The 13,243-nt window shown below is 36.3% G+C and carries 11 protein-coding genes and 2 tRNA genes; all 13 read left to right on the top strand.

The annotated features are described in order from the left end of the window. The first annotated feature begins 136 nt into the window (after positions 1-136). The 13 genes from rph (at position 137) to CIL05_RS20660 (ending at position 13,022) form a co-directional block, all read left to right on the top strand. Entirely contained in the window at positions 137-901 is a 765-nt protein-coding gene (gene rph, locus CIL05_RS20720) for a ribonuclease PH (protein ID WP_095657441.1), read from the top strand. After that, a complete protein-coding gene (locus CIL05_RS20715; RefSeq protein ID WP_095657440.1) occupies positions 898-1,494 on the top strand; it encodes an XTP/dITP diphosphatase in 597 nt (198 codons plus the stop codon). Before rph ends, CIL05_RS20715 begins: the two co-directional genes overlap by 4 nt. Positions 1,495-1,510: 16 nt before the next feature. Next, positions 1,511-2,020 carry a metallophosphoesterase gene (locus CIL05_RS20710; RefSeq protein ID WP_095657439.1) on the top strand — a complete coding sequence of 170 codons (510 nt, stop codon included), beginning with the start codon at positions 1,511-1,513 and terminating at the stop codon, positions 2,018-2,020. Between the two features lie 605 nt (positions 2,021-2,625). Then, positions 2,626-2,699, top strand: a tRNA-Gly gene (locus tag CIL05_RS20705). A gap of 12 nt (positions 2,700-2,711) precedes the next feature. Continuing rightward, positions 2,712-2,785, top strand: a tRNA-Arg gene (locus tag CIL05_RS20700). Positions 2,786-2,926: 141 nt separating this feature from the next. Then, the gene (locus tag CIL05_RS20695) at positions 2,927-3,907 is read left to right on the top strand and encodes a tetratricopeptide repeat protein (protein ID WP_095657438.1); all 981 of its coding nucleotides are present in this window, start codon (positions 2,927-2,929) and stop codon (positions 3,905-3,907) included. A gap of 134 nt (positions 3,908-4,041) precedes the next feature. Beyond that, entirely contained in the window at positions 4,042-5,328 is a 1,287-nt protein-coding gene (tig, locus tag CIL05_RS20690; RefSeq protein ID WP_095657437.1) for a trigger factor, read from the top strand. Positions 5,329-5,797: 469 nt separating this feature from the next. After that, entirely contained in the window at positions 5,798-7,078 is a 1,281-nt protein-coding gene (clpX, locus tag CIL05_RS20685; protein WP_095657436.1) for an ATP-dependent protease ATP-binding subunit ClpX, read from the top strand. A 389-nt stretch (positions 7,079-7,467) separates the two neighbouring features. After that, complete coding sequence (gene lon / locus CIL05_RS20680; protein ID WP_095657435.1) at positions 7,468-9,795, top strand: endopeptidase La; 2,328 nt, start codon at positions 7,468-7,470, stop codon at positions 9,793-9,795. Then, positions 9,785-10,366: a ribosome biogenesis GTP-binding protein YihA/YsxC gene (gene yihA / locus CIL05_RS20675; protein WP_095657434.1), complete on the top strand. Its 582-nt coding sequence runs from the start codon at positions 9,785-9,787 to the stop codon at positions 10,364-10,366. Before lon ends, yihA begins: the two co-directional genes overlap by 11 nt. Before the next feature lie 339 nt (positions 10,367-10,705). Further along, positions 10,706-11,530, top strand: a complete 825-nt coding sequence (locus tag CIL05_RS20670; protein WP_095657433.1) for a transporter substrate-binding domain-containing protein — start codon at positions 10,706-10,708, stop codon at positions 11,528-11,530. Between the two features lie 71 nt (positions 11,531-11,601). Then, on the top strand, positions 11,602-12,264 hold the full coding sequence (locus CIL05_RS20665; RefSeq protein ID WP_095657432.1) for an amino acid ABC transporter permease: 663 nt from the start codon (positions 11,602-11,604) through the stop codon (positions 12,262-12,264). A 17-nt stretch (positions 12,265-12,281) separates the two neighbouring features. Then, positions 12,282-13,022, top strand: a complete 741-nt coding sequence (locus tag CIL05_RS20660) for an amino acid ABC transporter ATP-binding protein (RefSeq protein ID WP_095657431.1) — start codon at positions 12,282-12,284, stop codon at positions 13,020-13,022. The last annotated feature ends 221 nt before the right edge of the window (positions 13,023-13,243 follow it).

Genomic DNA, 13,243 nt, shown 5'->3' with positions numbered 1-13,243 from the left:
TGGATCCATTCCAATTCTATTATCTAAGGACATCACGCAATACCCAAGCAAAATGTTTTGAATGTAACGAAATTATTCAATTGTCAAAGAGCAATTTTTTGTTCTTAAATATACTATACGAGGAGGAGTTTTTAAGATGAGAATTGATCAGCGTAAAGTAAATAATTTACGTCCAATAAAAATTACTACAAATTATGTAAGCCACCCGGAAGGTTCAGTTTTAATAGAAGTGGGTGAAACGAAAGTAATTTGTAATGCCAGTATAGAAGATAGGGTTCCTCCATTCATGCGTAATCAGGGTAAGGGATGGATAACAGCTGAATACGCTATGTTACCACGTGCTACTGCCCAAAGAAATATAAGAGAATCATCAAAAGGAAAAGTTAGTGGAAGAACAATGGAGATCCAGCGATTGATTGGAAGAGCACTCCGTTCTGTTGTTGATCTGGACAAAATTGGCGAGCGTACGGTATGGGTTGATTGTGATGTTATACAGGCAGATGGAGGTACGAGAACAGCATCGATTACAGGTGCATTTATTGCTGTTGTTTTAGCCTTTGATAAATTACTGGAAAAGCGCACAATTGGAAAAATGCCTGTTACAGATTTTCTTGCAGCAACTTCTGTTGGAGTTTTGGCTGATGGAACAGAAATATTAGATTTAAATTATGAAGAAGATTCCAAGGCACATGTAGATATGAATATTGTTATGACAGGTGCAGGAGAATTTGTGGAAATACAGGGAACAGGTGAAGAAGCAACTTTTACAAACAATCAGTTGCAAAAAATGCTGCAACTTGCAGATGAAGGAATGCAGCAAATTTTTAATATTCAAAAAGAAACAATCGGAAGTTTGGCAGATCGTATAGGTGAAACAGTTAAGCAGGGGGAAACCAAATGAAACAGATAGTCATCGCCACAGGAAATAAAGGGAAGGCTAAGGAATTTAAAGAATTTTTTGCTGATTACAAAATAGATGCAGTTTCTTTATTGGATCTTGATAAAAATATACCAGATGTTGAGGAAACAGGTACCACATTTGAACAAAACGCAGCACTGAAAGCAGAACAAATAGCAGCATTATTGGACACACCTGTTCTAGCAGACGACTCTGGGTTAATCATTGATGCACTTGATGGCAGGCCAGGGATTTTCTCAGCAAGGTATGCAGGCGGCGAATCAAAAAGTGATAAAAAAAATATTGAAAAAGTATTAGCCGAATTAAAAACAATTCCAAAAGAGAAAAGAACAGCTAGATTTATTTGTGTGCTGGCAATCGCAATACCCGGTAAGGAGACTATATTTAAAACGGGTTATTGTGAGGGAAGCATTGGTTTTGAAGAAAAAGGAGAGAATGGATTTGGTTATGATCCCATTTTTATACCCGAAGACTACACGAAATCAATGGCAGAGCTTTCTCCAAATGAAAAAAATAGCATAAGTCACCGGAGAAATGCTATTATTCAATTGGAGAAATGGATAAAAGCGAGATAGGATTGGAGGGTGTCACATGACTAAAGTGTTAATAATAAGTGATAGTCATGGGCTAACAGAAGAATTTGCCCATATAAAGGAGAGGCATCAACTGAAGTATATGATTCATTGTGGGGATTCAGAGTTAGGTCCGGATGATCCACTATTAGATGATTTTTATAAGGTTGGCGGTAATTGTGATTTCGATCCACGATATCCTGAAGAACAACTAATTAATATTGACGGACTTCGATTTTTTGTAACACATGGCCATCTCCATCATGTAAAAACCAATTTAATGACAATATCCTACAGGGCAAAGGAAGAAAATGCCCAGGTTATTTGCTTTGGACATACACATATAGCTGGAGCTGAACATGTGGATAAACAATTATTTATTAATCCGGGAAGTATACGTATGCCGAGAAACAGAAAAGAGAAGACGTATGCAATAATGGAATGGGACAGCCCTGAAGATGTCACGGTTAATTTTTATTCAATTGATGGGAAACCAGTGGAAGAGCTTAAATGTAATGCTTCATTTTAATTATTAGCTGATTTCTAGCAGTTACTCGTCCCGCCTAAATGATTTGTTGTGATGCTACAAAGATATAAAAGACGACTTAAAATACAAATCTAGAAATGTATTGGTGGAGCTTGGGGCATAAAGGAGAATCTGATGTAAATTGTCCACTAGACCGCTCCTATATGCCTGAACGAAGCAGAAACAGGTGCAAACGGTCACATAGACCGCTTCTATATACCCGAACGAAACCGAAACAGGTGTAAATGGTCACATAGACCGCCTCTATCTGCCCAAACGAAGTCAAAACAGTTAGAAACGGTCACATAGAAACGCTTCTCTACACCCAAACGTCGTCTTTTATATCCAATGCGAGGTTTATAAAGCAACAAAACTTACGAAAAAAAGTCTAATAATTAAAGCTTACTTTCATAGAATCTATTCCATGTTTTATAAGCTTTTTTTATCATTATTTACAAAAGTATTGACAAAAAAAACTCTAATGCCTATAATAATTCTTGTCCGCTAAAAATATAGACACAAGCAATCAACCCAACATCCTTGACTAAGCTAGCAGATGTCGAGACATGTTGGTCGAGACTATAATTAAATAATATACCAAATTAAATGCGGGTGTAGTTTAGTGGTAAAACCTCAGCCTTCCAAGCTGATGATGAGGGTTCGATTCCCTTCACCCGCTCCATACATATCATATGTCCCAGTAGCTCAGCAGGATAGAGCAATAGCCTTCTAAGCTATGGGTCGCAGGTTCGAATCCTGCCTGGGACGCTAACTAAGAGAAACCTATAACTGATAAATAGGTTTCTCTTTTCTATTAATAAAAGTTTTGGCATATTCTTTTTCGGGTATGTATATTTATTATCAATATTTTTAATACTATTAAAGTAGGTGACGGGAAGGAGGAAATAGATGCAACACCAAACTGACAATGTTATTCTTTTTCCGAAGTGGAAAACAGCATTGGAAGAAGAAAGCTTACATGCTCTAAAAGAAAAAAGATATGAAGAAGCATTGGAAAAGCTTGATAAATTATTAAGCTATCAGATTGATAATCATGAGATAATAATTGGGAAATTGATATGTTTAATGGAGTTAGGCCGCTATGGGGAGGCACAGAATATATGTGAAGAATTATTACAGTTTAAAAGTAAAAACTATTACCAATATGTCCACATGTACCTAACGATTCTGTTTCAAACAAATCAATACGAGCTATTAATGGAACAGGTTGAATATGAAATTGAAAATGATACAATACCTCTAACGGTAAAAGAGCAATTTCAACAGCTTTATAATATGAGCGAAAAAATGAAGATGGATGTAAACATTGAAAGAACCATTACATATTTAGATGATCTTTACCAAGCCGTGGATAATAAAAAATACAGAGAACAGTGGCGAATTATAGAAAACCTGTGTAAAATGAAAACCAGACCTTCTGAGGAAGTAGTTGCATTATTAACAAATGAAAATGTTCATCCTGTAACTAAAACAGCAATTTTTCAATGGCTTCGGGTAATGAATTTTTCAGAGACTGTACCTATACATAAATTTGAACTTAATCTTACAGTGAAACCGACTGAGATAGTGGAAATAAAATCACAAGGCTTAGTAAAACAAACACTTTTATTAATTAATGAACAAGAACAAAAAAATCCAACCTTATATCAAATGTTGGAAGTGCTTTTATTCCGATATGCCTATGTCCGGTACCCTATAATGCCACCGACTGAGGATATTATCCAGATAGCAGCAGCTTTACTAAGCATAGGGGAAGAATATTTAAACATACATACAAATCGGCAGCAGAAATTAAGTGAAGCTTCGATGCGCTATAAAGAAGAAATCAAGTTATGTGAATCATTGTATTTGAGTATCATTGAAGAGTAGTGAGGGAATCGCCTCAAATGCTTGAAAGGCATAGTAATTATGTTATAATAAGATGGTTGTAAATTTGGTCATTAAATATTAATTAATGAACGTGAAAAATTGATTGAAAACAATAGATTTTGGAGGGAATTTTTATGTCAGCAAAATGGGAAAAGCAAGAAGGAAATGAAGGGGTATTAACAATTGAAGTGGCACCCGAAGAATTTGACAAGGCACTAGATCAAGCATTTAAAAAAGTTTCTAAGGATATTCAAATACCTGGATTCCGTAAAGGGAAGATTCCTCGTAAAATATTTGAAAACCGTTTTGGAGTAGAATCCTTATACCAGGATGCAGTGGATATTGTTCTTCCAGATGCATACGTTAAAGCAATTGACGAAACTGGTATCGAACCAATTGCACAACCTGATGTGGATATTGAAAAAATTGAACAGGGTGAAACGCTTGTTTTCACAGCTAAAGTTGAAGTTAAACCAGAAGTTACACTTGGTGAATATAAAGGTCTGGAAGTTGAAGAAGAGTCTGTTGAGGTAACTGATGAAGATGTTGATCATGAAATTGAACATATGCGTGAACATCATGCGGAGCTAATCGTTAAAGAAGAAGGTGCAGTAGAACAGGGCGATACTGTTGTAATGGACTTCGAAGGATTCCTTGATGGTGAAGCTTTTGATGGTGGAAAAGGCGAAAATCATTCATTGGAAATTGGTTCAGGACAATTCATTCCTGGTTTCGAAGAGAAACTGGTTGGTAAAGAAACCGGTGAAGACACAGAGATTGAATTAACATTCCCAGAAGATTATCATGCGGAGGATTTAGCCGGGAAAGAAGCTATATTCAAAGTGAAGATTCATGAGGTTAAATCTAAAGAATTACCTGAGCTTGATGATGAATTTGCAAAAGATGTTGATGAAGAAGTGGAAACACTTGATGAATTAAAGAAAAAGAAAAGAGAAGAACTTGAAACGCAAAAGAAACAAAATGCTGATAATCAGAAACGCGAAACATTAATTGAAAAAGCTTCTGAAAATGCTACAGTGGAAATTCCAGATGCAATGGTAGATACAGAACTTGATCAAATGATAAAAGAATTTGAACAACAACTTCAAGCACAGGGAATGACAATGGAAATGTATTCTCAATTTGCTGGTCAGGATGAAAATGCGTTGAAAGAGCAAATGAAAGATGATGCAGCGAAACGTGTTAAAACCAACCTTACACTTGAAGCAATTGTAAATGCAGAAGATCTGGAAGCAACTGAAGAAGATGTTAATGCTGAACTGGAAAAAATGGCGTCCATGTACGGAACAGATGTAGATCAGCTTAAACAAATGCTCGGTGGAAATGCGGATGCACTTGCAGGTGATCTGAAAATGAGAAAAGCAATTGATTTCCTTGCAGAAAATAGTAAAACTGTATAATATTCAGTGCTTTCGTTTACCATAGTTAAATAAGGTAAGTATTAAACAAGGTGTGAAATATTTCGCACCTTGTTTTCACTTTTATTCTCAGTTTTTCGAAAAAAATAGGACTGCGCATTGCTCGCCCCACCGAAAAAAAGATGTTATTGTATGAAAAAGTACAGCGGTTATTTAATTAATGTTTGATTTAACTACTTAATTTAATGATAAGACATATAGTATAAGTAGTATGATTTGACAATTTTAATATTTTATCCATAATAAAAACAAGGATATAAATGAAATTTACTGGTCGATTGGCGCTTGGGTTGGACATGGCATATATAATCAGATATGTATTATATCTTGTTTAATCAGTAGAAAGTATATTGTTTTGTTTTTTAATTTTGATCTGTTATGATGACTATAAATATTAAGTCTAAACGGTCTGAAGTTTAGGGGAAGATTTACACTTTTAGGGGTGAATGGAATGTTTAAATTTAATGAAGAAAAAGGACAACTGAAATGTTCATTTTGTGGAAAAAGTCAAGAACAGGTACGTAAGTTAGTTGCCGGTCCAGGCGTTTATATATGTGATGAATGTATTGAACTTTGTACGGAAATTGTGGAAGAAGAGCTTGGAACAGAAGAAGAAACTGAATTAAAAGAAATTCCAAAGCCTAAGGAAATCTGTGAAACATTAGATGATTACGTTATTGGTCAGGATAAGGCTAAGAAGAACTTATCTGTAGCGGTTTATAATCATTACAAGCGTATCAATTCGCCAAAAACAACTTCTGATGATGTTGAATTGGCTAAAAGTAATATCGCGATGATTGGACCTACAGGTAGTGGTAAAACATTACTTGCACAGACATTAGCACGTATTATTAATGTGCCATTTGCGATGGCCGACGCAACTTCATTAACCGAGGCAGGTTATGTCGGGGAAGATGTGGAAAATATCCTTCTGAAACTAATCCAGTCAGCCGATTATGATGTTGAAAAAGCAGAAAAAGGGATTATTTATATCGATGAAATTGATAAAGTTGCCCGTAAATCGGAAAACCCATCAATTACTCGTGATGTATCAGGAGAAGGGGTACAGCAAGCCCTGTTAAAAATCCTTGAAGGAACAGTTGCAAGTGTACCTCCACAAGGTGGTCGCAAGCATCCACATCAAGAATTCATTCAAATTGATACAACCAATATTTTATTCATTGTTGGTGGTGCATTTGATGGTATTGATCAAGTTATTAAACGTAGACTTGGTAAAAAAGTAATCGGATTTGGTTCAAATGAAAAACAGCAGGATCTTGATATGGGTGAATTACTTACAAAAGTACTTCCAGAAGATTTACTGCGATATGGTTTAATTCCTGAATTCATTGGCAGAATTCCAGTTATTGGAAGTTTAACACCATTGGATGAAACTGCCTTAATTGAAATTTTAACAAAGCCGAAAAATGCGCTTGTAAAACAATATGAAAAACTCTTTCAAATGGACGACATTGAACTTGAATTCGAAGAGGATGCCCTGACTGAGATAGCTAAGAAGGCTATTGAAAGGAAAACCGGAGCACGAGGCTTACGTTCCATTATTGAGGGTATCACGCTTGAGGTGATGTTTGAACTGCCGTCACGTGATGATATAGACAAATGTGTTATTACAAAAGATACGGTATCAGAGGAAAATGGAACTCCAAAGCTTATTTTTAGAGATGGTACGGTAAGAGAAAGTAATCAAAAGCATCCAAAAGAAAGTGCGTAACTGACTTTTAAAACATGTATAGTAGAGGTTGACACAGCATTTTCACTCTCTAATCAGAGAGTTATGCTTTTTGTCAACCTCTTTATTTGTTTAGTATAGTTTGTTCAAAAGGAGGATAAAAAGGACCGAGAAGTTCAAGGCGGCGTAGCTTTGAGCACCGGAACGTATGCAATTAATACGTGAGGAGCGGAAAAGCAAGCCAACGAAGAAATTCGATGTGTCATTTTTACCGGACTTTTTGAACATCTACTAGTATAATCGCATCAGAAAAGACCAACTATAACAATAGTGGCAAATTATATAAATTTACAAATGGGTAATTTTTCTATAAACTTTAAGGATATATCATATATATGTTAATTATTACATATTAAATGGAGGTACATAAAATGACAAAAGAAACTATTCAGCTCCCCCTCCTTCCATTACGTGGATTACTTGTATTTCCATCAATGGTTCTTCATCTTGATGTAGGTAGAGATAAATCTGTACAGGCATTGGAAAAAGCGATGATGGGCGACCAAACCATTTTTCTTGCTGCACAAAAAAAGGTGAGTTTAAATGATCCGGAACCAAAGGATATTTACCAGATTGGAACATTGGCAAAGGTAAAACAAATGCTTAAGCTTCCCAATGGAACAATCCGTGTGCTTGTAGAAGGGATTCATCGTGGGGAGATTATTCGTTTTATTGACGAAAACGATGAATTTGTTGTTGAAATTAGTAAGTTTGAAGATATTCATGAGGACAAGCATGAAGAAGAGGCTTTAATGCGTTCTTTATTAGGTCAATTTGAGCAATACATAAAGGTTTCCCGTAAAATTACGCATGAGACGTTTGCAACCGTATCTGATATTGATGAACCCGGAAGGCTTTCGGATATAGTAACTTCTCACTTATCTTTGAAAATTAAAGATAAGCAGGAATTACTTGAACTGCAAAATGTCAAAAAGCGATTGCAGCATCTTATTAAAATAATCTCCAATGAAAAAAAGGTTCTGGATTTGGAGAAAAAAATTGGACAACGTGTTAAAACCTCTATGGAAAAAACACAAAAAGAATACTATTTACGTGAACAATTAAAAGCAATTCAAAAAGAGCTTGGGGAAAAAGATGGTAAAACCGGTGAGGTTGGTCAGTTGAAAGAAAAAATTGATGAATCGGATATGCCTGAAAACATTATGGAAGTAGCATTAAAGGAATTGGACAGGTATGAGAAGGTACCACAGAGCTCTGCAGAAAGCTCTGTAATTCGAAATTATCTGGAATGGCTTTTAGCATTGCCATGGACAAAAAAGACCCAGGACAGAATCGAAATTGATCATGCAGAAAAAATACTGGATACAGATCACTATGGCTTGGAGAAAGTCAAGGAGCGTATTTTGGAATATCTGGCAGTGCAAAAGCTTACAAAATCAATTAAAGGACCAATTCTTTGCTTGGTGGGTCCTCCTGGGGTAGGGAAAACATCCCTGGCAAAATCCATTGCACGTTCCATTGACAGAAACTTTGTCAGAGTATCATTAGGTGGGGTTCGTGATGAAGCGGAAATCAGGGGACACAGAAGGACTTATATTGGTGCAATGCCTGGAAGAATAATTCAGGGTATGAAAAAAGCAGAAACAATTAATCCGGTATTTCTATTGGATGAAATTGATAAAATGTCAAATGACTTCAGAGGTGATCCTTCTTCCGCCATGCTGGAAGTTTTGGATCCGGAGCAAAACAGTAATTTCAGTGATCATTTTATTGAAGAGACCTATGATTTGTCGAGTGTATTATTTGTAGCTACGGCTAATTATGTTAATAATATACCAGGCCCATTATTAGATAGAATGGAGCTTATTTCAATTGCGGGATATACTGAAGTTGAAAAATTGCATATTGCTAAGGAACACTTATTACCAAAACAATTAAAAGAAAACGGATTGAAAAAAGGTAATTTGCAAATTCGCGATGAAGCTATGTTGAAATTGATCCGTATGTATACACGTGAAGCTGGTGTTAGAAATCTGGAACGTCAACTGGCTACATTGTGCAGAAAAGCTGCAAAGATTATAATTTCTGAGGAAAAGAAACGCGTGATTGTTACAGAGAAAAGCTTAGAGGAATTACTAGGCAAGCCACTTTATCGCTATGGTTTAATGGAACAACAAGATCAGGTAGGAACTGCTACAGGTCTTGCTTACACAGCTGCAGGTGGGGATATATTATCAATTGAGGTTACCCACTACCCTGGCAAGGGGAAACTTACATTAACAGGGAAACTCGGTGAGGTTATGCAGGAATCAGCTCAGGCTGCATTTAGTTATATTCGGTCACGTGCAGAAGGATTAAATATAGATCCTGATTTCCATGAAACCTATGATATCCATATACATGTACCTGAAGGAGCAACACCTAAAGATGGCCCTTCTGCAGGGATAACAATGGCTACTGCCCTTGTGTCTGCCTTGACCGGAAGAGCAGTCAAAAAGGAAGTTGGCATGACTGGTGAAATAACTTTACGTGGCCGTGTACTGCCAATCGGTGGCTTGAAAGAAAAGTCATTGAGTGCACATCGGGCTGGTATTACAACGATTATCATACCCGAGGAAAACGAAAAAGATATTGATGATATTCCGGAAAGTGTTCGCAGTGAGCTGACATTTATAAAAGTTAATCATTTAGATCAAGTGTTGGAACATGCGCTAGCGGGGGAGAAAAATGAAAGTTAATAATGCAGAGATTGTAATAAGTGCAGTCAGTAAGCAACAATACCCAGGAGATCAGCTTCCGGAGATAGCATTAGCCGGAAGATCCAATGTAGGAAAATCTTCTTTCATTAATAAATTGATCAATCGTAAAAATCTGGCAAGGACATCATCCAAGCCTGGGAAAACACAAACATTAAACTTTTATAAAATTAATGAAGCTTTTTATTTTGTCGATGTTCCCGGTTATGGCTATGCAAAAGTATCAAAAAAGGAACGTGACAAATGGGGAGCGATGATGGAAGAGTATTTCCAGACAAGAGATACATTAAAAGCTGTCTTGTTAATCACTGATGTTCGTCATGAACCAACAAAAGATGATATTCAAATGTATGATTATTTAAAACACTTTGAGCTTCCTGTAATTGTTGTTGCAACGAAGCTGGATAAAGTTCCAAAAAACAAAAAAGATCAATATATAAAGCGTACAAGAAATACGCTTGAGATGGCACCAGAAGATTATGTTCTTCCATTTTCATCCGAAACTGCAGAAGGCAAAGATGAGGCTTGGCGACTTTTGAGGAAATTTATATAATAATTAGTAACAGCTCTCTACTTTAGATTAACAATCTAATAGGGAGCTTTTTTATTAGATAAAACATTTAAAATTTTCCTGTATTCGGAAAATTACAAGGATTGATGAGTATATTTCAGTAATATTGGGTATATGTAAGTTAATCAGAGTTATAGAGTTATAGTTTATCCAAATGTACCGATAAGACGTGAAACAAGTAAATATTGAATTGGATAACGCGATATATCATTGGTATAATTTTTCTATTGGTTCGAATTCAAGCGGGGGTAATAGACTAATAATAAGAGAGAACCTGTACCAAATAAAACTCGTATTAAAAACTGAAAGGATGTATAACAGATGAAAAAACTGAATATTTTATTATTTGTCGTTTTAACAATGTTGTTTTTGTCGGCGTGTGGGAGTTCTGATGAGGAGTCAGATAGTGAGAAAAATTCATCAGACAGTGGAGAGTCTGAAAACTCCTTTGATCTTGTAGAAGATGGAAAGCTAACAATCGCCTCTTCAGGAGAATTTAAACCATTTAGTTATATGGAAGGCAGTGAAATGATTGGGTATGATGTTGCAGTTGGTGAGGCAATTGCAGAAAAGTTAGGACTGGAAGCCGTACAGAAAAAGGCAAAGTTCTCCGGGATTGTTACTGGTGTAAATCAAGGACGTTATGATATTGCTGTAGCGAGTCACACAATAACGGATGAACGTTTGGAGAAAGTAGATTTTTCTGAAGCTTATTATTACTCGGGACCGGTTATTTATACAAGACCAGACAGTGATATTAAATCAGCCGAAGATTTAAATGGAAAGGAAATTTCGGTTTCAAGGGGTTCAACATATGTGGAAATGGCAGAGGAATATACTGAAAACATACCACAAGTAGACAGTGATGTAGTAGCTCTTCAATCATTGGCAAAGGGTCATCATGATGCAGTTATAACCGATGATATTACTGGATTGACGGCTATTGATAGTGGTTTAGAGATTGAAAACCGTGGGCAATTGGGTATCAGTGAACAAGCTGTTGCAGTTCAACAAGGTAATGATAAATTATTGGAAGCCGTTAATAAAGCATTGCAGGAAATGAAAGAAAGCGGTGAATTAGCAGAGCTTTCCAAAGAGTGGATTGGTGTTGACATTACACAGGAGCCTGAGGATGTAACAGAATAAATTAATATGTTAATCATTCAAATGTGCGCATATCATGCGCACATTTGCCCTTATAAGAGGAGTTGAAATAGTTGGAATCATTACTGCACTTTTTTGATGTATTTATTAGTAGCTTTGACGTATTTATTGATGGACTTTGGATTACATTTAAATTATCCGTAGCTTCATTAATCATTGCTTTTATTATTGGTTTATTTTTTGCAATACTGAAGATATCTAATATAAAAATCTTAGAATGGATAGCAGATGCATATATTTGGATCGTGCGTGGTACACCGCTAATTGTACAAATATTTATCCTATTTTATGGTTTGACAGATATATTACTTATTCCCATGTTTTGGGCGGGAGTAGCTGGTCTTGCCTTCCATAGTGGTGCATATATTGCTGAAATTATACGTGGTGCAATACAGTCGATTGATAAAGGACAACGGGAAGCTGGTAGCTCACTTGGTATGAGTAAAGGTCTAACGATGCGGAGGATTATTTTACCACAGGCATTCAGAAGGGCTGTACCATCACTTGGTAACCAGTTTATTATTGGTATTAAGGACTCTTCACTTGTCTCATTTATTGGCATGCAGGATTTATTCGGAGTTGCAAGTACAATGGGGGCGAACAGCTTTGACTACCTTCCGTATTTTTTCACTGTAGCGGTTTATTATCTATTGATCGTATTGGTTCTTACTTTAGCTGTAAACAAGATTGAGAAAAAATTAGCTGCAAGCGATTAATTCGGAGGTGGTGTATCATGAGCGAAAAACAAGAAATGATTAAAGTAGATAAATTAAATAAATCTTTTGGGGATTTACATGTATTAAAGGATATAGATATGACCGTAACGGAAAGTGATGTTGTTGTATTAATTGGTGCAAGTGGATCTGGAAAAAGTACTTTATTACGCTGTCTGAACTTCCTGGAAATGAAAAACAGCGGAAAAATTATCATTGAAGGCGAACAAGTAGAAAAGGACACACATAATTTAAATGAAATTCGTCAGCGTGTTGGGATGGTATTTCAGCACTTTAACCTATTTCCACATAAAACAGTGCTTGGCAATGTTATTGAAGCACCAACACAGGTGAAGGGTCTTCAGAAGGAACAGGCTATTTTGGAAGGAAAAAGACTATTAGATAAAGTTGGATTGGCTGATAAATATAATGTATACCCTTCAACTTTATCAGGTGGTCAGAAACAGCGTGTTGCTATTGCCCGGGCGTTAGCAATGAAACCTGATGTCATGCTGTTTGATGAACCAACTTCTGCACTAGATCCCGAATTAGTTGGAGAAGTTTTAACCACGATGAAGGAACTTGCTGAGGAAGGAATGACAATGGTTGTAGTTACACATGAAATGGGCTTTGCACGTGAAGTGGGAGATTGGGTTAACTATATGCATGATGGGAGAATTGTTGAATCCGGTAAACCAAATGATCTATTCGATAATCCAAAAGAAGAACGAACACAAGCGTTTTTAAGTTCGATATTATAAGGGATGTTCAAAAAGTCCGGTAAAAATGACACATCGAATTTCTTCGTTGGCTTGTTTCTCCGCTACTCATGTATCTAAATGCATACATTCCGTTCCTTGGAAAGGCAGATCACCTTTCCTTCGTGCGATGCATATTCTGTGGAGCTATCCTTGTGCTCGAAACTACGCCGTCTCGAACTTCTCGGTCCTTTTTATCCTCCTTTTGAACAAGATCTATAAGA

The organism is Virgibacillus profundi (genome assembly GCF_002287375.1).
Classification (GTDB): domain Bacteria; phylum Bacillota; class Bacilli; order Bacillales; family Amphibacillaceae; genus Virgibacillus_K; species Virgibacillus_K profundi.
Note: the sequence above shows the minus strand (reverse complement) of the source record. Positions and strands in the feature narration are given on the sequence as shown.